This window comes from Chitinivibrionales bacterium (genome assembly GCA_035516255.1).
Taxonomy (GTDB): domain Bacteria; phylum Fibrobacterota; class Chitinivibrionia; order Chitinivibrionales; family FEN-1185; genus FEN-1185.
The window spans coordinates 74,000-94,678 of record DATJAL010000025.1 but is presented as its reverse complement, the minus strand read 5'-3'; the positions used below and the strand labels follow the sequence as shown (position 1 = coordinate 94,678).

The following is a 20,679-nucleotide window of genomic DNA, read 5'->3' as shown; positions in this document are numbered from 1 at the left end:
AGAGATTCATGAGTCATCAGAAAGTCGATGCAATCATCGGCGGAGTGAATGTGACACTCGAAACAGGCCGTATCGCCAAGCAGGCGGGCGGCGCGGCGGTCGCCCGGATCGGCGACACCATGGTGCTGTCAACCGCATGCGCGGGCAACGAATTCAAAGAGCAGGATTTTTTTCCGCTCACCGTTGAGTACATCGCCAAGACCTACGCTGCCGGCAAGATACCGGGCGGCTATTTCAGGCGCGAAGGCAAGCCCACCGAAAAGGAAGTGCTGTGCGCCCGTCTCGTCGACCGGCCCATAAGGCCCCTATTCCCAAAAACCTACCGTAACGAACTGCAGATCATCAACACCGTGATTTCGGCCGACGAGACCTACGACGCCGACGTCATGGCGATCACCGCGGCATCATGCGCGCTCTGCCTTTCGGACATCCCCTTTCTCATGCCCATCGCGGCCGTTCGGGTGGGACTGGCCAACGACAAGCTCAAGGTATATCCCACGCTGGCCGAGGCTGAGGCCGGACGGCTCTCGCTGGTCGTAGCCGGATCGGAAGACTCCATCGTGATGGTGGAGGGAAATGCCAGCGAGGTGAAGGAAAACGTGATCGTCGACGCGATCATGCTCGCGCACGGCGAGATCAAGAAGCTCGTTGCCATGCAGAAGGATCTGGTCGCCAAGGCAGGCGTAAAGCGCGAACCGTACGTGGCGCCCGACGCCACCGAAGAGAGCGCGATCCGCGCCGACGTGTTGGAGATTGTCAAGGACAGGTTCCACGAGACAAGCTTCAACGGCGACAAGAAGACCCGTTACAAGGGCGTCAAGAAGCTTCTCGAGGAAGTGCAAGAAAAACTCAAGGAAAAATATCCCGAGAAGGAAAAAGCCATGGCCGAGGCGCTGCACGAAATCGAGAAAGAGGACATGCGCAGGGCCATCCTTGACAAGGGCGAGCGCATCGGCGGACGGGGGTTCGACCAGGTCCGCGACATCACCTGCGACCTCGACATCCTGCCGCGCGCGCACGGCTCGGCCCTGTTCACGCGGGGCGAGACCCAGTCGCTTGTGTCAACCACGCTCGGCACCAAGCTCGACGAGCAGCACATCGAGGACATCCAGGGCGAATACGACAAGTCGTACATGCTGCACTACAACTTCCCGCCGTTCTCCGTGGGCGAGGTGAAGCGCCTCGGTTCGGTGAGCAGGCGCGAAGTGGGGCACGGACACCTGGCCGAGGTGTCGCTCGCGCCCATCCTGCCCGACGAGAAAAGTTTTCCCTACACCATCCGCATCGTGTCGGAGATCCTCGAGTCAAACGGCTCGTCGTCGATGGCCACCGTGTGCGGCGGGTCGCTGTCGCTCATGGCGGCCGGCGTGCCGGTAAAGACGCACGTGGCCGGCGTGGCAATGGGACTTGTCAAGGAGGGCGACCGCCACGTGATCCTCACCGACATCCTCGGCACCGAGGACCACATCGGCGACATGGACTTCAAGGTCGCGGGCACGCGCGACGGCGTCACCGCGATACAGATGGACATCAAGATCGCGGGCGTGACGCCCGAGCTTTTGTCCGAGGCGCTTGCCAAGGCGCATGACGCCCGGCTGCGCATCATTGACATAATGGAGAAGGCGATCCCGGCTCCGCGCAAGGAGCTTTCGGACTATGCGCCGCGGATCACCACGATCAAGATCGACAAGGACAAGATCCGCGAGATAATCGGCCCCGGCGGCAAGGTGGTGCGCGAGATCCAGGAGACCACCGGCACCACCATCTTCATCGAAGACGACGGCTCGGTGCAGGTGGCGGCCACGAACAAGGCGCAGCGCGACGCGGCGCTGGCCAAGATCCGGGGCATCGTGGCCGAGCCCGAGCTCGGCGCCATCTACGACGCAAAGGTCAAGTCCATCGTCGAGTTCGGCGCGTTTGTGGAATACCTGCCGGGCAAGGAAGGCCTGGTGCACATTTCCGAGCTTGACCTCAAGCGCGTCGCCAAGACCGAAGACGTGGTCAAGATGGACGAGATCATACGGGTGAAGCTCATCGGCTTCGACCGGTTCGGAAAAGTAAAGCTGTCGCGGAAAGCGCTGCTGAAGCAGCCTGAGCAGGCGCCGCAGCCGCAGCAATAGCAGTAGTCCGCAGTATTGTGATGAAATAAGAGGGCGCTTTGAGGCGCCCTTTTTTATTGGAGTGGACGGAAAGACAGCGGTCAGCTTCCAGTAGCCATCAGTCACCAGTCAGCGGCCGGCTAGAACATTCTTCTGATTTATCTTCAGTCTTCACCCTTCACTCTTAACTCTTCACTCTATTCTTCTCCGTGTTCTCTGTGTCTCAGTGGTGATTTTTCTTCACATGGTCATGCAACCTGCCCGTTTACACATGAACGAGGAAAATTTTTAAGGAAAAAAAGATCTCCGCGTGCTATATTACACGTGTAAGGAGAAGGTTGGGATCGTCTTTGAACAGTTGGAGAGCACCATTTTTTAAAAAAAGGAGTTGTTGATATGTTTTATCCCGTTAAGTCTTACTTACCAGCTATTGTCTGTTTCTTGTTTGTCACTATGGCCGGCGCCGCGATTCCGCCAGGCTACACGGGCACGCCCTATGCGGGCGACACGCTCCTGGGAAAACCGCAACAGCTTCCGGGCGTTATAAAGGAAATATTCGTGGATGTCGGCGGCGGCAACGTGACGACGCAGGCCTACAGCAACTGGGATTATGACTGCCTCGGCTACGGCACCAACGGCCAGCTCGATTCCTCGGTGAATGCCACGCATCCCACCTCGCATCTGGCATACATGGCCCAGGGTTTGAATCCGAAATATACCGTTCATGTCAACACCGCCGGCACGTACTACGTCGACTTCAAGCTTGCCAATGTCAACGCGCCGCCGAACCTTATAACGCTCACCTACTACAACGGGACAAAGGTCCAAACGGATTCGGTGAAGAACCTTCCCGCAGTGGTGCTGGTGACTCCTCCGCCCGGCGGAGTCACCGAGATCTGGCACAATTGGACCGTCAACTTCGCGGTCGATTCCGTCACGCTCGACACGGGTCTGCAGGTCGTTCAAATAACGTTTGCTCAAGGTGCCTGGAATTCCGACTGGGCGCGATTCCGGCTCAAGGGCGGGACCGATGTTCGGACGGCAGCGCCATTGCACGCCGGCCCGGCCGGCCTTAGGGCGGAGCTGATCGCAAACGACCGGCTTTCGGTTTCCTGCAATGCCGCCGGTCCGGTGAGGATTTCCCTGATTGATTGCGCGGGCAGGACCGTTTTATCGACGCAAGAACGGTTCCTTTCCGCCGGCACGCACGAACTGATTCTCCCATCTATCGGAACGCACCACGGCGTTTATGTGCTGCGGCTGGAGCAGAACGGCATTTCCGCCGAATCGCGGATTTTACCTATGCAGCAGTAAATAGCAGTTGAGGATAAAATGAGGGGGCGCGGTGAGGCGCCCTTTTTATTTGAAGCGGGCAGAAAGACGGAGGCCAGAATTCACCGGTCAGCGGTCAGAAATTTTCTTGATCTCTTTCCAATCCCCGTGTTCTCTGTGTCTCCGTGGTGATTCTTCTTCTTTGCGTCCTTTGCGTCTTTGCGGTGAATTAATTTTTTGAGCGAGGCATTTAAATTATGACACCCCGACAAAAATACAACGCACTGCTGGCGCAGAAGGTGATCAAGGAACTTGGAAACCGAAACATCCAAGGATTCTACTGCGAGACAAAGAAAGAAGCTTTGGAAAAGGTGCTTCAGATGATCCCCAAAGGCAGCGTGGTGTCCTGGGGAGGCTCCGAAACGCTCGGCGAAGTCGGCTTGACAGATGCCATAAAAAACGGCGAATATAAAGTCTTGGACCCTCGGGCCGAGAAAAGCGGCGTTGAAATGGACAGGGTTGCCCACCATGCCTTGAATGCAGATTATTACCTGATGAGCGCCAATGCCATCTCCGCAACGGGCGAACTGGTGAATATGGACGGCATCGGCAACAGGGTGGCGTCTTTAAGCTACGGGCCCAAACACATAATCATGGTCGCCGGAATAAATAAGGTTGAGCAGAGCCTGGACGCAGCAGTGGCTCGCGCGAAGACCGTCGCTGCGCCGTTGTGCGTACTACCGCATTCAAAAAGTGAGCCCGTCTCCTTTGACGATCTGATTGACAAAGCGAGAGTCGCAGCCAGTCAACTGATGATTACCACCATGTCAACATTTAGGGATAGAATCAAAGTGGTTATTGTCGGGGAAAGCTTGGGTTTTTAAATTTCAGGCCTCATTTTTTTCTCTGTGTTCCCTGTGTCTCTGCGGCAATTTTATTTTTTAAGAGCATATGCCAAAAAAATCCTTTAAAAAAATCATCGTCCAGCGCCTGCCGCACGGCGCCGGCCTTCCTATTCCCCGGCGTATGACCAAAGGCTCCAGCGGCTGCGACGTGTGCGCCGCGGTTGAAGCCGAGACTATGTTAGAACCTGGCGGCCGCGCACTCGTTCCCACCGGATTTTGCTTCGAAATCCCGCAGGGGCTTGAGGTGCAGGTGCGCTCGCGCTCGGGACTTGCGGTAAAGCACGGCGTGTTCGTGCTCAATTCTCCCGGCACCATAGACTCCGACTACCGCGGCGAAGTGAAGATCATCCTCGCCAACATTGGAAGCGCGCCGTTTACCATCAGGCGCGGCGACCGCGTCGCCCAGCTCGTGGTCGCGCCCGTGGCGAACAAGGTTGATTTTACGGAAAGAAAAAATATTTCCGAAACGAAGAGGGGAGCGGGCGGGTTCGGGCACACGGGGACATAAAAAAGTCTCCCGCAAAGAACCACGGATCATTCAGAGTTTTTCACTCCTTGTCCCGGCGTTGCTTCCACAACCTTGAATGGCACAGCCCGCGCATTCCCCGCGACTTGGCGCGGGATTAGCGGGCGACTATAAAATATTCTAATTCCATAGCCAAGGAAGAATCCCCGCCATTTGGGGCGGGGTTCTTCAATTGAGCCCTCGACCCGCCTCTCTCAAGTCTTTGCGAGAGATTTTTACATTCGCAACGGAAACATAAGCACTCAAAAGGCCTCTCTTCACGACGCCCCGTGATCACCATGCCTCCGCTGCGAATTTCTTGCCTTCATTTCATTATACCTACTCCCTTTGAAACGTCATGCCGCGGGTTTTACCGCCGCGCGATAGGCCGGCGCCAGCACTTCCTCGACAAACATCGCAAACCGCGTTGGAGCGTTGGGCTTGTCCGATGCGGCCTTTACGGGTGACAGTTTGCCTGCGTTCATGCTTTCAGACATTTCGACAAAAAGGTCGGCGACATGCTTGGAAACTCCCATGGCCGTCATGGACGTTCGCGCATCATTGTCCGACACGCGGGCGTAAGGCAGGTCTGGAATCCCCAGCTTTTCGCCGACGATCTTCGCCGCTTCCTTGTAGGTGAGCTGGTCACCGAACAGCTCGATAACGGTATGACCCTTGAACCGGGGCCGTTCGAGCAATTCGGCCGCTTTCTCGCCGATGTCGCGCGCCGCCACCAGGTGGATGGGGACTTCGGGATCGATGGAATCCCCGAGCATCTTCTTGTTCTTGATCATGTCGATGCTCCACAAAATGTTTTCCATCATGAACCCGGCCCTGATCGCCACGGTGTCGACCTTCCGCAAGGTGTTGAGCTTTGACTCCACATCATGGAGCCCCAAAACGGGCCCCGTGCCTGAATCCAGTTCCGCTCCAAGGCTCGAAAGAAAAACGACTTTCCTGACTCCCGATTTCCTGATCGCGGCAACCGCGGCGTCGCCGATCGCGTTGTAATACGCGCGGTAGTCATCGGAGTCGTATTTCGGCGGGACGATGAGGTAAACCGATTTCGCTTTTGCAAAGGCTTTTGTCAGGAATCCCACGTCCGCCTGGTCTCCCGTCATCACCTCCGCGCCTTTTGATTCCAGCACTTTCAAATGGTCGGCGTTGCGGCCCACTACCCTGATTTCTTTTTTCTTGAGGAGCAGAAGTTCGGCGGTCCTTGACCCCGTTTTTCCGCTTGCTCCGGTTATGACAATCATATAAAGCTCCTTTCCCTCGTTCTTTCTCTCGTTTCTACGGGGAATAAAAGCAATTATCGTTCCCCGTTTTTGAAATGTTTTTAAGGGATTAAACGGCCAGGGAATGACGGTAATTCCGGAAATGAAAAAATGTTTGGTAAATGAGGGAGAAGATGGCCACAGAGACCCGGAGACACAGAGACGACAAAGCCTCTTGTGTCTCTGCGGCAATTTTATTTAACAATTGCGCAGAGAATCCAGGACGACCGCAAACGACTCCGGCATCGGCGCCTCGACCGTTTTATCTTCCCCGGACGAAATCTTGAACGTAATCTCCTGCGCATGAAGCATCATGCGCGGAAACGTTGATTGAATGGTTTTGTCACCGTACAATCTGTCGCCCACGATCGGGTGGCCCATGCTGTAGAAATGCACCCGGATCTGGTGCTTGCGGCCCGTGCCCGGGAGCGCCTTGACAAGAGAAAATGCGCCGAGCCTTTCAATGACCTCGTAATCCGTGCTGCTCTGTTTGCCCCGCAATTCATCAACCCCCATGCGTCCGGATCCGAATTTGTGGATCGGCTTGGCGATCACGCCTTTTGCGCCATCCAATGCTCCGTGCACGACGGCGACATAGGTTTTTTTTGTGGTGTGGTTTGAAAACTGGTCGTTGAGATTCTTATGCGCGGCCGCGTTTTTCGCAAACAGCATGACGCCGCTCACGTCCTTGTCGAGCCGGTGCACCACGAAAAGTTTCCGGTTGCACTGCTTCGACAGGAGCTCGAGCAGCGTTTCCTTGCCCTTTTCGCTTCCGGGAATGGAGGTGAGGCCCTCGGGCTTGTTGACGGCGATAACGTTGCTGTCTTCGAAAAGAACGGGGATGGTCATTGGTTAAAAAATAATTTGAGGAGCACCGAATTCGGCATACTCATTTTCCATCGTTGACAACAATTTTTTTAAGCCTTATATTTCCATCAGTGGAGGTCTTTGGGACAAACATCCTATGCGTCGTTTCCACGGGTCCTTAAAAATTATTTTTCTCCTGGCGTTTCTGCCGGCGCCCCTTGTCGCCCAGCCGTCCAAGACGACCATGTTTCCCGGCATCACTACCCGCCAGCACATGCTTGTGCAGGAGATCATGCACGATTTTTTTTCAAAACGCTATAACCGCACCGACACGGTGTGCCGTGAAATGCGGCGGTTGGAGGCGGCCGGCAACCTGCTGCCCATGAGTTGCATGCTCGGCGTTGCCACGCGAGCATGGCGCATCCTCAACGACGAATACGCAACACAGGAGGAATCCGAAATCCTGCGCCGTGAGGTTGGGCTTTTCCGCGGCGAAGGCCTGCGCATCCTTCATCAGCGGCATTTCGCTGACTCGACCCGTCCCACGCGTATGTTCCTGGAGGCCGGCATCAACGGTTTCAACGCCACGCTTTTCATTCGTGCGAAACCGCTCACGGCACTCTCGCTCGGGCTCCGAGCCTACCGGACCATGGACTCGGTGCGTACGCTCGTTCCGCAGGCGAAGGATGTTTACCTTGGGCTCGGGCTTTTCCAATGCGCGCTTGCAAACGAGCCGGGCATCATCCATTTCGCCTTGCGGCTTTTCAACGGGCTGTATGTCAGCCTCGATTCGGGCCTCGTGTTTCTTCAGACCTGCGCCGACAGCGCCCAGTACACCAGGTTCACCGCAAAGGAATATCTCATCCAGTTCCTTTCTCCGTTCAAGGCGGCCGAGGCCGAGCGGAAGCAGGCGGTTTTCAAGTCCCTCCAGGCCGAATTTCCCGGCACCGCGTATTACGTGTTTCAGGAAGTTGACGAGGCAATGGCATTTCACCGGAAGGACGCCTTTTCGGGCAACAGATTCGGTTGGGTACCCGAACGCATCGCCGGTTTTGACACCAGCAACTACTTCTTGCGGCGGGACGTGAACCTGGTGCGGTGGCAGTGCACGGCCATTGATTCTTCGGAAGCGGAAAAACTGCACCCCGTCCCTTTCAGGCTGAGACAGGATTATTCCTTTTATCCGGTCTTTCTCAAGGCCGCACAGATGCGCTATATGCTGGACCAGGCTCAGAAGCTTTCCAAGGGCCAGAATAAAAAAGCGGCCGTACTATGCCGGCAGCAGAAAGAAAGGGCGATTTCCGTTTTGCGGAAATCGGAAATCGATCCCATGCTCAGGGAATATTTTTTATGGCATATTGAGGACGGGTTGCCGTGAGGGCGGAATACCAATCATGACCGACCGTTCAGACCCTTTGGAAATTCCGGTCAAGGCCTTCACAATAATTGTGGAAACCCCGGACGGGGCAATGCCTCCGGCGCGGGTGCAGGTGCCCGATGCGCCCATGGGCCTTTCCGATCTCGTGCCTCCGGTCTATGAATTATGCAACGGCGCAACCGCGCTCGCGATAAAGAAAAGCCGGCGGCAGGGGAGAACGGTGACGTGCGGCCCCGGCTGCGGCGCGTGCTGCAGGCAGCTTGTCCCTTTGTCAATTCCCGAGACGATTTTTCTGGCCGGGTATATCGAAGGGCTTGCGCCGGAAAAACGTATCGCTTTGAAAGAACGTTTTGATGATGCCCTGGACGTCCTGCGCTGCGGCGGTCTTCTTGACACGCTGCGCATTGCGGACGGGCATGAGCGCGGGCCGGAAACGGCACTGGCTTATTTCAGGCTCGGCGTCCCGTGCCCGTTTCTCTCAGAAGAATCGTGCGGTATTCATCCGGTGCGTCCCTGCGCGTGCAGGGAATACAACGTGACGTCGGAGCCGGAATTCTGCGCCGATCCGCTGCAGGGAAAAATCAAACGCCTTACCGTGCACCGGAAAATGACAACCGCGCTCGCCAGGGCAGCGGCCGGGCTGACCGGGACAAAGGAGGAGCTTGTCCCGCTTGTCATGCTCTTTACCTGGTGCGAAAGATACCGGGAAGTTGCGGCGATGCGGTGGAAGGGGATAGGGATGTTTGAGGTGATGATGGAATGTGCATTGGGGAAGAAGACAGTTGGCAGATAGGAATGGCCACAACGCCTGTTTTTTTGAATGTACTCATGGTGGCGCTTGATGACGCGCGATTTATTACGGAAGTCAGTGGACTAATAATTGTTTAATTCCCCCTTTCCAAGGGGGAGGCGCTTTCAGCGCCGTTGGTTGTTACAACAAGCATTTTCCTTGCCGGGTCTAAGGGCCGTCGAGGCCCTTCCAGCTTTATATTTTATTCTTTATTATTTTCTTTTTTAACTTTATCTTCCTCCATCCCCTTCTCCACGATCCTCACATACATCTCCAGTACTTCCTGTTTCACCGGGCATGACCTCGGCGCTTTTGTCAAGAACAGGATGTCATAAAAATGCTGCGGTTGCGGCGCGATGAAATATTTCGGATGCCCCTTTCTCGGGTCCAAATATTTGTGCGGCGACATTGCGGCCAGCTGGTTGCGCACGCACTCGCGCGGGAACGGTTCCCACGTGGAAAGCTCTACGCCTACCACGAGCGGGTCGGTGTCGATGAAGACGCGGTTTTCAATGGCGAGCGCGTTTCCCGGATCCACGAAGATTTTTATCGCCTTGTGGCCGTCCCGTTTGTGCTGGAAGGTGAGGCTGCCGTTGTAGGATTTGCAGCGCTTCCATTCCTTGGGATTGATGAAGTGGGTGTGGATGATCGCGGCGATGAGGGCGAGACGCTGCACGTCTTCTTGCTGTATGGCATGGGTCTTGAAGAGCTTCCCCTCACACTCGTTGATTTTAGAGAATACCGATCCCATGATGGCTCCGGCGCGCTCTTGTTGTTTCGGTTTTTCTGCGACGATGCCCCGACCGGCGGTTAAGCCAAGATTGTCCCGCAGAATGACACGGTTCTTTGTAAAACGGGCTGAAAGTGCGCCGGTTGACCGCTGTTTCCTATTTAGAAATCACCACCCTCTCGGTAAGTCTGGATTCGTGCGATAGCAAAGAAATGATAAATATACCGTGGGGCAGCTTATTGGCAAGGGAGAAATCCGTCGCCGCCTGATTGCTTTGGAAAAGGAGCAGCTTCCCTCTGGCGTTATAGACCGAAACAGTGTACGGCGCTTTAAAATTGTTTGGAACCGATACCGTGCCTGACATGGAAACGGTAATGCCGCTATGTTTTGGGTATGATGAAGGCTGAAATCCGCCCTCAATTGCCCGTGTCAGCACGCCCGTACGAGAGGTCGAGTCCAGCCATAAAGAGTTGACAATTGAATTAATGGTGTCTATTGTGGAGCCGTTTAGCCCGGCACAACCATATCCCTGAGCCGAACAGGTATTGGTAAAGCATCCCGCTATCGATGTACCGGCGCAATAGCCGGGCAACAGTGAATCGCCCAATAAGGAAATGGTTGAGTTGTCCGCCCTCAAAGCGGTCCCCGGCGTGCCTTTTGATCCGCACGTGCAAAGCATGGTGCCCTGATAGCTGACCCCGTACGTGCCGCCGTCGCCGCCCTTTACCGTGCATCCTAATATTGCCACCGTCGAACTGTCGATGATGATCGCGTCCACACCCGGCCGGCCGTCGAGACCCGGCGCGCTTTTGCAGCTGAAGTTGTTCGTGCCGTCGAGGCCCTTTGCTCCGGTAAAAGACAGCATCGTCAACACGCAAGTGCTGTTGGTAATGAAAAAGACCTTGGTTATTTTTGTGAGAGGCGCCGCCGACGGGCCGGTCACGACAAGGTTGGTTTTCCCCGCGATTTTGATTGTGTCCGCGTCCTTGACCGTGTCGCAGACTATGGTGTCGTTGTTTCCCGAAGCGGCGATCGCGGATTGCAAAAGGGGATAATCATTCGGAACATGGTGGGTAGCTCCTAAAATTTCCAAAGTAAACGCCCAAAGAGCAAATGATACGGTTGTAATCATGAGGCGCATCAGGACCCTCCTTGTTTTGACTGCGGACAGGATATGGAGGTAGGTCGCCCTTATTATACCATGATGCTTGCTGAAGGTGGAATGTTTTTTTTGGCGCGCGACGATTGACCGCTGCGGTCGAGTATATTTAAAACAATTATAGTAAGCAGAAAACATATCTTTAGATATCAAATAATCATTTAAAGATTATGTCCAACACATGCCGCTTCAGATTTTACGAAGAACTCAACGATTTTCTCCCTTCCCGTAAACGCAAGCAGCAGTTCGAATACGGATTTTCCGGCAAACCCTCAATAAAGGACGCCATTGAAGCCATCGGCGTCCCGCATACCGAAATCGATCTCATCATTGTCGACGGGGCATCCGTTGGATTCGATTATCGGCTCAGGAACAACGACGTCGTATCGGTATATCCCATGTTCGAAGCATTGGACATCACGCCGCTTTTACACCTGCGCGAGGCGCCGCTGCGCGAGCCGAAATTCATCTGCGACGTGCATCTCGGAACGCTCGCGCGCCTTTTGCGGCTTGCCGGGTTCGACACCCTGTACCGCAACGATTACGGCGACGAGCTGATCGTAGAGATCGCTTTGGCGGAAAACCGTTGCATCCTTACCAGGGACCGGGGAATTTTAAAGCGCAAGGCGGTCACGCACGGATACTGTCTCAGGAGCACCGATCCGGAACAACAGATTCGCGAGGTGCTCGGCCGGTTCGATTTGTATTCGTCAATGAAACCATTCACCCTGTGCATCGAATGCGGAGGCGCAATTTCCCGCGTTGACAAGGCGTCGGTGGCTTCCGCACTTCCCGAAAAAACGCGGGAATGCTACGACGAGTTTTTCCAATGCGGCCGATGCGGCAAAGTATTTTGGCAGGGCAGTCATTTTCCAAATTTACAGAAAACGATCAACGCGTTGATGCGGGACCGCGGTCCCGGCAATGTTCCGCCATGAAGCCCGATTTAAAAAAAATAAGGCACCTTTTTTCCGGAACCGACAGCCTGCTCAAATATATCGGCCCCGGCCTGCTCGTCACCGTGGGGTTTATTGATCCGGGCAACTGGGCCGCGAACCTCGCGGCCGGATCGCAGTTCGGATACAGCCTCCTGTGGGTCGTGACGCTCTCCACCCTCATGCTCATCGTGCTCCAGCACAACGCGGCGCACCTCGGCATCGTCACCGGCATGTGCCACGCTGAAGCGGCCACCGCCTTCATGCCGGCGTGGCTCTCGCGGCCGGTGCTTGCTTCGGCCATGGTGGCCGCGGTTTCAACCGCGCTGGCCGAAATACTCGGCGGCGCAATCGCGCTCAACATGCTCTTTCATCTCCCCCTTCGCATCGGGGCAGTGTTGTGCGCCGGACTGGCCGTGTGGCTGCTGTTCGGAAGCTCCTACAAAAAACTCGAGCGGGTAATCGTCGGGTTCGTGTCGCTCATCGGGCTGTCGTTCCTGGCCGAGCTGTTCCTTGTCAAATGGAACCCTGCCGCGGCCGCGTCGGGCGCTTTCGTGCCGTCCATGCCGAGCGGCGCCATGCCGCTGGTGATGAGCGTGCTCGGCGCCGTGGTGATGCCGCACAACTTGTTCCTTCACTCGGAGGTGATCCAGTCGCGGCAGTGGCGGCAGGAAGGCGAGCCGTCCATGGTGCGCCACCTCAGGTTCGAGATATTCGACACGTTTTTTTCCATGGTCGTGGGCTGGGCCATCAACGGCGCCATGATCATCCTCGCGGCCGCGACGTTTTTCAAGACGGGCATCGCGGTCGATTCGCTTGACCATGCGGAAGAAGTGCTGCGTCCCATCGCAGGCCGCGTCTCGTCGTTCATTTTCGCGTTCGCGCTCCTGTTTTCCGGCATCGCCTCGAGCGTCACCGCGGGCATGGCCGGCGGGACCATTTTCGCCGGCCTGTTCGGCAAATCCTACGACGTGCGTACCCGGCACACCACGTCCGGGATCGCCGTCACGATTATTGCCGCGCTGTTCGTGCTGTTTTTCGTGAGGAATTCGTTTGAGGCGCTGCTGATTTCGCAGATGCTGCTCAGCATCCAGCTGCCGATCACGGTGTGCCTGCAGATCTATTTGACGTCGTCAAAGAAAGTGATGGGGAAGTACGCCAACCGGCCGTTTGAGCTGATCGCCCTGTTGTTGATTGCCGGAATTGCGATTGTATTGAACGTGATGCTGCTGGTGAGTTATATAAAATAGTTTTTGAGACTTGGTGGTGGCACCGCTTCGCGTTTCCCCCTGGCCCCCGGCTTCCGCCGCCTCCCTTGCTAAAATGGAAAAACGAGATCCATGAGGCGTCGGTGATCCGGGGGCACACCCCCTCCAGCAACGGGGCGCGCGAGTTCGCTCGCATGACGCTCGCGAGGCGCCGCCCCTTCGCAACACATCCTAACGCGGCGAGGAGGCCGGGGCCGGGGGAGATACTTCTCCCCCGAAATTCAAGATGACTGGATTATCGTGTCCCAATCATAAACGCCGACTATTTTCTTTCCTGGCTTGACAATCAAGAAGTCGTCGGCATACCAATTTCCCGACATGAGGTTGCGGATGAGGGCGAGGCTGCCGTCGATCTGGAGGTATTCCTTCTTTTCCTTATCCGCCTTTTCCTTGCAAATCCGGATGCACTCGCTGCTCTCGGTTGGTTTAATGGAAATGTAAACGATCCTGTTCGAGTCTGGCGGGTTCATTGCCCTGATCAATGATTCGGCGTTTTCATCACCGTACATTTTGGCTAAAGCGGTCTTCCGTTCTTCCGGCGCCTTCACCCACAAATGGTGGACATGCGCGCCGGAATTCCGCTCGATATGGCCGCGCGAGAGAAACGCCTGGCTGGGGCACGATTCAAAATGCCGTTTGAACTCATGTTTTGATCCGAGCAGGATGGTGCAGCAGTCATGCGCGCGCGGAATAACCAATTGCACCGAGCGGGCGATAAGACCGGCCGTGGCGTTTCCGCAGAGGCCGTAGCATAAAAGGACGGCGTCGTATTCCCTGCCTGATTGCTCCTCGGCGTCGATTTTTTCCTGGAGCTGCTTTCGCAGCGCGTCGGGGTGGTCGTGCGAGTCGATGGCGGTGAATTCCAGGTCCACCGTGTGGGGCAGGCCCTCCATGCACGCGCAGATTTCGCGGGTGAAGGTCTCGCAGGCGAGGAGTTTGAGATTCATTTTTATTAAAAGCGGATACTACCTTAATCGTTCTTCCTGTCCGGCAATAAATATAAGATAGACTCAGAAGCTGCAAGATGATTTTTTGATTGCCTTTAAAATGACGCCTGGAGTTTTATACGGAAGGTATGGGGATTTGCACGGTCTGATCTTCGGGTCGGGTTTTGGGAGTTGATCAATATGGGCTTTGGAAAAATGACAATTAGTCAGGCGTGAATACGGGCGGAAACTCGGTCATCGTTACATTTATCTTTTTGATTCCGCGGACGAGAATAAGAATGGCGACGGCAAGCCCCCGGATATTGACAAAAGAGAAAGGCCGGCCGCGTCGGGCGCGGCCGCCAGCCAGGCTGGTCGGGTCTCGGACATTTTGCGTTGCACGATGTCCACTGAATGGCTCTTGTCCGGAGTACGATCCATGCCGTTTTTATTACCGTCCATCAGGGAAATCAGCTTTGGCGCGAGATCAACGAAGAGCTGGACAGGGTAGGAACTCGTGAAGTCGTAATCCTTCGATCGCGGGCCGAGCACCGCGACGGTAATGGCCCCGAAGAACCGGTCGCCGATCAAAAACACAAACGTTGCGGCCCGGTCCACGAACACTTCGCCTTTCAGGACCCCGCCGGGCCCGAAAAAACGCTGGCGGTGGTCGCCGGTCCCGGTCTTTCCCCCAACGGCGGTAGACGCGTCGAAAGTCTTGCAGGCGCGCACGGCCGTGCCTTGCGTCACCACGCCCAACATGCACGAGCGCACCTTAGCCGCGACCGCTTCCGACAGAACCCGGCTCGCGTCCCCGCCCGTGTCGCTCAGCACGGTTTCGTAGGGCGTGCCCGCGCCGAACGTCAGGCGTTCAATCCGCACCGTTTTCAGTTTTACGCCGCCGTTTTGGATGATCCCGGCGAGCTGCGCAAGCGACGAGGGACGGTCCGCCGACGCGCCGATGGCCGTGGCGTACGACGGCGTTAATTCGGCAAAGGGGTACCCCTGCCGTTGCCAGTTGTGAAGGATCGCCACAAAGGCGTCCGTTTCGAGCATGATGCGGATGCGGGATCTCTGGAACGAGATCCGGTTGCGGCTGTAAATCCATTTATACGCGTCCTGGAACGAGGGAATGCTTGCGAGCCGAAGGGCGGCGAGGGATGCGCCGGGATTCTGCGCGAGATAGCCTGCGGTCAGCAACTTGAGCGGATGGATGCCGGCCACAAACCCGCGGTCCGAAAGGCTGAATCCCTGCGTTTTGTTAACCAGCCTCGTGACGTTGTCGAGCGAGGTGTCGGTGATGCCGTGGCGCTGCATGAACTTCATGAGCCCTTCCGGGGCTGGGTTTTTTTCAACGGCGCAGTAGATCGCGGCGAGTCTGCGCGGCGACGACCGAATTTCCGCCACGAGGGTGTCCGCCATTTTGCCGGGGGGAACGGCCTTCAACTGCCGGTGGAATTCCGCGAGGAACACGTCGCTTTCAAGAACGATGAACCGGTTGAGGTAATACATCCATTCCTGCGCGCCGGCGGTGGACGAAAGGTCCGCCGTGCCCGGGGCCATCGCGATGTAGTAATCCACGATGTCGCGCATCACTCTGACAAACGCGAGATTTATCGAGAATTTGAACGCCTCCCGCACCGACACGATGCGGCCGTCGTCTCCGCGGTCGAAGTTTTCGAACTGGTGCACTCCACCCGCGGTGAAAAAAACTTCGTGCGGGCTTGCCGAATACGTACGGTCAAGGGCGGCGTCAAGCATGGCGCCGAGGCTTGTGTCCGCCGCCGCGAGCAGGTACGACTTCCCCCAGGCGCTGAGGCGGTCGCGCGGGGCAAGGGCGGCAAGCTCCTTTTTGCCGAAAGCGGAGAACCGCCGGTGAAGGTCCTCGACGATCTCGAGGTAGGTGATGAGGGTCCGCAGCTTTGCCGTCGATCCGAGATCGAGCCTGATGCCGCTGGTAAAGTTGAGGGGCGCGCCGTAGGAGTCGGCCTGGACCCGGACCATGTTGACGCCGTTTTTCCGTTCGAAAAGGATCAGGCTGTAGATCGCCGCCGACGGGTCGCCTTTGTCAAGCATCTTGGGCGCACGGAGTCCGAGCGAGTCCAAGAACGGCAGCCTGGTTTCGAGGTTCCGGAAGAACCCCGTCGCGTATGCCGTGGCGGCCGAATCGAGGGTGCAGTCCACGCCGCAGTCAAGGCGGGCCAGGTCGTACACGGTGCGCACCGGGAGCATCTCGGCGAGCGGGTCGAGCACGCTGTTGACGGGTTTGAGCAGGGGGAACGCGGGCGGGTCGAGGGCCTGCGCCGGACGCCCGATGCTCACGCGGCACGAAAGCGCGGCGTCGCACAATGCCTCGGGAACGACGCCGCGGTTTGCGAGCAGCCGCAGATAGGCGTCGGTTTTCCTCGCCAGCGCGTCGGGATGGGAGCCGAGGTAAAATCCGGGGCGCTGGTGGGCGAACAGCAGGCTCAGGACCATGCGAAAGTAACGCGCCCGCGTTTCGAGGGACGCTGTACCGTCCCCGCGGAGCGCAGCATTGACAGAATCGAAATTCACGCCGTACAGGCTGCGGAGGCCTTCGCCGAGCCCGAATATCTCGCCGTAACCCGGAACGGCACCGAGGGGCGAAGTGTTGATATATTGGAGAGTGATTTCCCTGCGCGCCGGAACCGTGTTGCCGCCCCCGCGGTAGGCCAGAAGCGAAGCGGATTTCATTTGCCGGAATTTTTCCGAGGCCCCCGACGTTTTTCCCCGGCTTGAATGGCGGTATTTTTCCATTTGCGTTGCGAGGGTGCTTGCGCCCGGCACGCGGGAGCGGATGCCCAGTCTGGACTCGGCGTACCGGAAAGCGGCAAGAAAAAACCGTTGCCAGTTCACCGCGGGGTTGAGCGAAGGATGGCGTCGGTCAAGCAGTTTCTTGTCCTCGATGGCAAGGAGCGACTTGACGGTGATGTCCGGGATCGAGTCGAAGGATGCATAGACCGGGGAAGGAAACAGCGATTGAAAAATGATGCGGCCGTTCTTGTCGCGCATGGTCATGCCGGCCTGCTGTTTTTCATTGAATGGCAGGTTATAGCCGTGGTCGAAAGCGGCGCCCATTTCGGGCGAAATTCTTGCCTGGCGCACAACGGCAAACCCGGCGCTTGACAATGCCGCGATAAATCCTGGTATTCTGCTGTAGCCGAGCCGCAAGTCATAGGGGCCGTTTGCGGGAAACCGGATGCTCGTGGAAGGCCCCTGCTCAACGGTGAAGGTGCACTTTTTGGCAAGCCGCGTGAAATACCATTCCTCAAACGGCGAGAAGGTCAATTCCACAAAGACAAGCAGCACCGTAGCGATTGCCGCGGCGGCAGTGAACGCGGGCGTGCAGAGCGGCCGGGACCATATTTTTCTTTGTCGGGCGGGAACAGACTGATCGCGCCGGTAATCCTGGCTCCACTGCATTGCCACGGTGTGGAAAATCGGGAAATAATGCCTGGTGGTTTGCACAGGCCGATCGCTTTTCTCCCGGGCTTCGGTAACCGGGCGGCGCGGCAACACTGAGGTGGCCTTCTTTTTAATGAGCTGCAGTACTGGCATCGCGAGCGCCTCGTATTGACTGATGACTAATCAGGAAAAAATGAGCAAGCAAAATGCCACAGATGGCGGCGCAACGTCGGATTTGGGAATGAAAATGCGAAACCGAAAAGTAAAAGAAGATGACTAATCGCCGCACGCGGGAGAAGGGAAAATTTCGCAGACGCGGTATCAGGTGGGCGGGTCTGTGCCGTCCGGCATGTTTTCCTAAAATGTAAGTAGCTCTGCTTCAACCGTCTTTGATTCAGGACGAAAGAAACGATAAACGCCGCGCCGCGAAGGCTGCGCTCGCCACCGCCGAAGGTGTTCCACCTCCGGAAATGCTGCGCCGGGGCCCGGGTTTCTTCCGTCGCGCAGCGCGCGGAACGCTGTTTCAAGTGCGTGATAACGTTCGCCGGTGATGCCGTTTCTCCGCAGGCCGATGGTGTTGAGACGGTAATGCCGCACCGGCGTTCCCGCAACCATGCAATAGGGGAGCACGTCCTGGCGGACGGCGATGAATCCCGCCACCATTGCGAGCGATCCTATCCTGCAAAACTGGTGTACCACGACTCCACCGCCGATAAACGCCAAATCTTCGATTTTCACATGGCCCCCGAGCGCCGTGTTATTGGCGAGAATGACCCGGTCGCCGAGGCAACAATCGTGGGCGACGTGTACGTTTGCCATGAGCAGGCAGTCCGATCCGATTTTTGTTGGTGCGTCCGGTGTAGTGGACCGGTTGACTGTAACGCCCTCCCGGAAAACATTACGATTGGCGATCTCAACCCAGGTTTCTTTTCCCGTAAAAGAAATGTCCTGCGGCAATCCGCCGATGATGGCGTTCGGATGCACGCGGTTATCTTCCCCCATTCGTACAAAACGGTGGATAATCGCATGAGCCCCTATTGTGGTGCGGGGGCCGATCGTCACTCCGCTTTCAATCACCACATAAGGGCCGACAACGACTCCGCTGGCCAATCGGGCATCCGGATCAATAACGGCGGTAGGATGAATGTCCATTTGCGGAAACCTTCCAAAATAATGTCGGATACCGGTGTAAAAATATTACTGATCTTTGAGGGCGTGAATCTGAAAAGCATATTGGAATCAGCAACTGCCATACCATTCATGTCATGCATTAAAAAGCGAGGAGAATTCGATAAAGCGAAAATCTCTTAAACAATTTAAAAATAAAGATATTGGGGATTTGCACCAGCTGGAAAACTTCTCAAGGATGAGAAATGTTCTCATAATTGATAAATCCGAATTGTGATAAAATGTGATAATTAGTAATGGAGTTCTTACTATTGCCGGGATTTCAACGGTTCTTCCATGGCGCTTAATTTTATTATCTGCCCGGATGGTAGCGGCCAACATTGAAATGCACGTGTCCTGCCCGGAAACCAATAACGGATAGTTCGATTTGTCAAAGTTGACAGAAACAAAGACATGCTTTATTTTACCATAGTGCAGCCTTCCACGCCGGAAATTGACCGGCTGGGCGGCAAAATCGTTTTGCAAGGGGATGTTATGAAAAAACTTGCCGCCGTTTTGCTTGTTGTGATGGCGAATTGCGTTTTTGGCCAGTGCTCGTCGGAGCGCTGCCCGAAATCCTCCGTGTTTCTCGAGGTGGAGGCCAAGGTGGCGGCGGTGGTATTCCCGGAGAGCGTGTGGACAAAAACCGACGGTGCGCTCAAGGGCGGCACCGAAGCCGCCGACAAGAACCCGTTATGCGCATATGTCAAGAACAGCATCGTCACGACCCCCCGGGGGACCTACAAATGCCTCATCGCCTATTTCGATAATGTGAACACCTACAAAAAGAAGTGCCTGGTCTGCGAGCTCCAGTACGAATTCAACGTCCCGCTCACTAAATCAAGGCCTGTGATGCGGGTGGTGTATTGGGCCGATGCAAAGGGGACAAAATTTAAGAAATCGATTACGAATTTCTCCCGCAAATGGTTCGACATCGGCGCAGGAACCTCTCAGGATATACTCGCGAAGTTTATTGCGTCGCATAAATAGTGTTGGAAAAAAGCGACCATCAAGCGCGTTTGTCCTAGCATATACCTTGACCGCAGTTTGCCGATTGAGATCTTTTTCTCCTTAATTAAAAAATATCTTCATTCCGGCCTCATCCAAGTATGTTCGACCTTCTTGGATTTTCCTCAAAATCCCTCCGTTTCAATTTCATGGAACTTTTTCCGTTCTGCTCTGTCCAAAACGGTATAAGGGCAATGAAAACAACCAATCACTTTTTCAAGGAGGTTCTATGTTCAAGCGCCTAGTTCTCTGCGGGATCTGCGCCGCACTCCTTTCTTCCGCCGATGCGGCGACCACCCGTTTTCAGGGTTACAACTTCGAATCCCGGGTCATCGCAAACGATTACGGAAGTTTCCCGGAAGTCAGAAAGAACGGCAGGCCCTGGCTGCAGGTGCAGCCGGGATCGGAATATTCAATAGTCATCAATAACCCGCTTCCGGTCAGGGTGGCGGTGGCGGTGACCATTGACGGCCTCAATACCATAGACGGCAAGCGGACCACGCCGGAAAAAGCGCAGAAATGGATGATTGACGCGAATTCGTCGCTCACCCTCCGCGGATGGCAGACTGACCGCGGGTCTTTGCGGCGGTTCATTTTTACCGACCAAGGCAATTCCTATGCGGACTGGAAAGGAAGCCGCGACAATAAGAATTACATCCGGAACCTCGGCGTTATCGGTGTCGCCTATTTCTGGAACCGCGCCGAGCTCGACGCGGTCCTCCGCCCGCCCACACCGTTTGCCCAAAGGGAAGAGGAGTGCAAAAAGGACAAGTTCCTCGCAGGCGCGCCTTCGGCGGCACGATCGGCTGCGGCGGACGAGTCAAGGCAGGAAAAATCCAGCAGGGCCGGCACGGGCATGGGCAACCGGGAGAACAACAACGTGGTCGATGTTGAGTTTCATTATGACGCGGGCATGTATCATACCGCCGATGTCCTGACCATCTATTATGAATTCGCGCAAGTGCCGCCCCGGCCGTTGCCGTTCATCGACGGCGGGAGCGATGATTTCGCCCCGGAAATGTAAAAT

17 protein-coding genes are annotated in these 20,679 nt (G+C 56.0%); 10 read left to right on the top strand and 7 right to left on the bottom strand.

Annotation, left to right across the window (positions count from 1 at the left end):
- The first annotated feature begins 8 nt into the window (after positions 1–8).
- From pnp to dut, 4 genes are all read left to right on the top strand, one after another.
- Positions 9–2,120 carry a polyribonucleotide nucleotidyltransferase gene (gene pnp / locus VLX68_07615; GenBank protein HUI92098.1) on the top strand — a complete coding sequence of 704 codons (2,112 nt, stop codon included), beginning with the start codon at positions 9–11 and terminating at the stop codon, positions 2,118–2,120.
- 375 nt (positions 2,121–2,495) lie between these two features.
- On the top strand, positions 2,496–3,413 hold the full coding sequence (locus VLX68_07610) for a hypothetical protein (protein HUI92097.1): 918 nt from the start codon (positions 2,496–2,498) through the stop codon (positions 3,411–3,413).
- 215 nt (positions 3,414–3,628) lie between these two features.
- On the top strand, positions 3,629–4,255 hold the full coding sequence (locus VLX68_07605; GenBank protein ID HUI92096.1) for a lactate utilization protein: 627 nt from the start codon (positions 3,629–3,631) through the stop codon (positions 4,253–4,255).
- 67 nt (positions 4,256–4,322) lie between these two features.
- Complete coding sequence (gene dut, locus VLX68_07600; GenBank protein HUI92095.1) at positions 4,323–4,784, top strand: dUTP diphosphatase; 462 nt, start codon at positions 4,323–4,325, stop codon at positions 4,782–4,784.
- A 353-nt stretch (positions 4,785–5,137) separates the two neighbouring features.
- On the opposite strand, the gene VLX68_07595 is transcribed toward dut, so the two are convergent.
- Together VLX68_07595 and VLX68_07590 are read right to left on the bottom strand one after the other, a co-directional pair.
- The gene (locus VLX68_07595) at positions 5,138–6,040 is read right to left on the bottom strand and encodes an NmrA family NAD(P)-binding protein (GenBank protein ID HUI92094.1); all 903 of its coding nucleotides are present in this window, start codon (positions 6,038–6,040) and stop codon (positions 5,138–5,140) included.
- Between the two features lie 216 nt (positions 6,041–6,256).
- A complete protein-coding gene (locus VLX68_07590) occupies positions 6,257–6,907 on the bottom strand; it encodes an RluA family pseudouridine synthase (protein ID HUI92093.1) in 651 nt (216 codons plus the stop codon).
- A gap of 115 nt (positions 6,908–7,022) precedes the next feature.
- Here VLX68_07590 and VLX68_07585 point away from each other — a divergent pair, with 115 nt between their 5' ends.
- Both VLX68_07585 and VLX68_07580 read left to right on the top strand, forming a co-directional pair.
- Positions 7,023–8,243, top strand: a complete 1,221-nt coding sequence (locus VLX68_07585) for a hypothetical protein (GenBank protein HUI92092.1) — start codon at positions 7,023–7,025, stop codon at positions 8,241–8,243.
- Positions 8,244–8,259: 16 nt separating this feature from the next.
- The gene (locus VLX68_07580) at positions 8,260–9,036 is read left to right on the top strand and encodes a YkgJ family cysteine cluster protein (GenBank protein ID HUI92091.1); all 777 of its coding nucleotides are present in this window, start codon (positions 8,260–8,262) and stop codon (positions 9,034–9,036) included.
- Between the two features lie 199 nt (positions 9,037–9,235).
- Here VLX68_07580 and VLX68_07575 read toward each other — a convergent pair whose 3' ends face one another.
- Positions 9,236–9,784: a hypothetical protein gene (locus VLX68_07575; GenBank protein HUI92090.1), complete on the bottom strand. Its 549-nt coding sequence runs from the start codon at positions 9,782–9,784 to the stop codon at positions 9,236–9,238.
- Between the two features lie 136 nt (positions 9,785–9,920).
- On the bottom strand, positions 9,921–10,904 hold the full coding sequence (locus VLX68_07570; GenBank protein HUI92089.1) for a T9SS type A sorting domain-containing protein: 984 nt from the start codon (positions 10,902–10,904) through the stop codon (positions 9,921–9,923).
- A 188-nt stretch (positions 10,905–11,092) separates the two neighbouring features.
- Between VLX68_07570 and VLX68_07565 the strand changes: the two genes are divergently transcribed.
- Positions 11,093–11,860 (top strand): Mut7-C RNAse domain-containing protein, encoded by a 768-nt coding sequence (locus VLX68_07565; protein HUI92088.1) that lies wholly within the window; start codon positions 11,093–11,095, stop codon positions 11,858–11,860.
- The gene (locus VLX68_07560; GenBank protein HUI92087.1) at positions 11,857–13,107 is read left to right on the top strand and encodes an Nramp family divalent metal transporter; all 1,251 of its coding nucleotides are present in this window, start codon (positions 11,857–11,859) and stop codon (positions 13,105–13,107) included. The genes VLX68_07565 and VLX68_07560 overlap by 4 nt, the downstream gene beginning before the upstream one ends.
- A gap of 239 nt (positions 13,108–13,346) precedes the next feature.
- Here VLX68_07560 and VLX68_07555 read toward each other — a convergent pair whose 3' ends face one another.
- The 3 genes from VLX68_07555 to lpxA all read right to left on the bottom strand — a co-directional run bounded on the left by VLX68_07555 (position 13,347) and on the right by lpxA (position 18,629).
- Positions 13,347–14,072 (bottom strand): DUF1638 domain-containing protein, encoded by a 726-nt coding sequence (locus VLX68_07555; protein HUI92086.1) that lies wholly within the window; start codon positions 14,070–14,072, stop codon positions 13,347–13,349.
- Positions 14,073–14,318: 246 nt separating this feature from the next.
- Positions 14,319–17,540 carry a transglycosylase domain-containing protein gene (locus VLX68_07550; protein HUI92085.1) on the bottom strand — a complete coding sequence of 1,074 codons (3,222 nt, stop codon included), beginning with the start codon at positions 17,538–17,540 and terminating at the stop codon, positions 14,319–14,321.
- A gap of 294 nt (positions 17,541–17,834) precedes the next feature.
- Entirely contained in the window at positions 17,835–18,629 is a 795-nt protein-coding gene (gene lpxA / locus VLX68_07545; protein HUI92084.1) for an acyl-ACP--UDP-N-acetylglucosamine O-acyltransferase, read from the bottom strand.
- Between the two features lie 510 nt (positions 18,630–19,139).
- Here lpxA and VLX68_07540 point away from each other — a divergent pair.
- Positions 19,140–19,634 (top strand): hypothetical protein, encoded by a 495-nt coding sequence (locus VLX68_07540; protein HUI92083.1) that lies wholly within the window; start codon positions 19,140–19,142, stop codon positions 19,632–19,634.
- 247 nt (positions 19,635–19,881) lie between these two features.
- Positions 19,882–20,676, top strand: coding sequence for a hypothetical protein (locus tag VLX68_07535; protein HUI92082.1), 795 nt, complete (start codon positions 19,882–19,884; stop codon positions 20,674–20,676).
- The last annotated feature ends 3 nt before the right edge of the window (positions 20,677–20,679 follow it).

Bases quoted from the DNA above. Each gene is read 5' to 3' on its own strand.
- pnp (HUI92098.1), top strand. From the start codon at position 9: ATGAGTCATCAGAAAGTCGATGCAATCATCGGCGGAGTGAATGTGACA.
- VLX68_07610 (HUI92097.1), top strand. From the start codon at position 2,496: ATGTTTTATCCCGTTAAGTCTTACTTACCAGCTATTGTCTGTTTCTTG.
- VLX68_07605 (HUI92096.1), top strand. From the start codon at position 3,629: ATGACACCCCGACAAAAATACAACGCACTGCTGGCGCAGAAGGTGATC.
- dut (HUI92095.1), top strand. From the start codon at position 4,323: ATGCCAAAAAAATCCTTTAAAAAAATCATCGTCCAGCGCCTGCCGCAC.
- VLX68_07595 (HUI92094.1), bottom strand. From the start codon at position 6,040: ATGATTGTCATAACCGGAGCAAGCGGAAAAACGGGGTCAAGGACCGCC.
- VLX68_07590 (HUI92093.1), bottom strand. From the start codon at position 6,907: ATGACCATCCCCGTTCTTTTCGAAGACAGCAACGTTATCGCCGTCAAC.
- VLX68_07585 (HUI92092.1), top strand. From the start codon at position 7,023: ATGCGTCGTTTCCACGGGTCCTTAAAAATTATTTTTCTCCTGGCGTTT.
- VLX68_07580 (HUI92091.1), top strand. From the start codon at position 8,260: ATGACCGACCGTTCAGACCCTTTGGAAATTCCGGTCAAGGCCTTCACA.
- VLX68_07575 (HUI92090.1), bottom strand. From the start codon at position 9,784: ATGGGATCGGTATTCTCTAAAATCAACGAGTGTGAGGGGAAGCTCTTC.
- VLX68_07570 (HUI92089.1), bottom strand. From the start codon at position 10,904: ATGCGCCTCATGATTACAACCGTATCATTTGCTCTTTGGGCGTTTACT.
- VLX68_07565 (HUI92088.1), top strand. From the start codon at position 11,093: ATGTCCAACACATGCCGCTTCAGATTTTACGAAGAACTCAACGATTTT.
- VLX68_07560 (HUI92087.1), top strand. From the start codon at position 11,857: ATGAAGCCCGATTTAAAAAAAATAAGGCACCTTTTTTCCGGAACCGAC.
- VLX68_07555 (HUI92086.1), bottom strand. From the start codon at position 14,072: ATGAATCTCAAACTCCTCGCCTGCGAGACCTTCACCCGCGAAATCTGC.
- lpxA (HUI92084.1), bottom strand. From the start codon at position 18,629: ATGGACATTCATCCTACCGCCGTTATTGATCCGGATGCCCGATTGGCC.
- VLX68_07540 (HUI92083.1), top strand. From the start codon at position 19,140: ATGAAAAAACTTGCCGCCGTTTTGCTTGTTGTGATGGCGAATTGCGTT.
- VLX68_07535 (HUI92082.1), top strand. From the start codon at position 19,882: ATGTTCAAGCGCCTAGTTCTCTGCGGGATCTGCGCCGCACTCCTTTCT.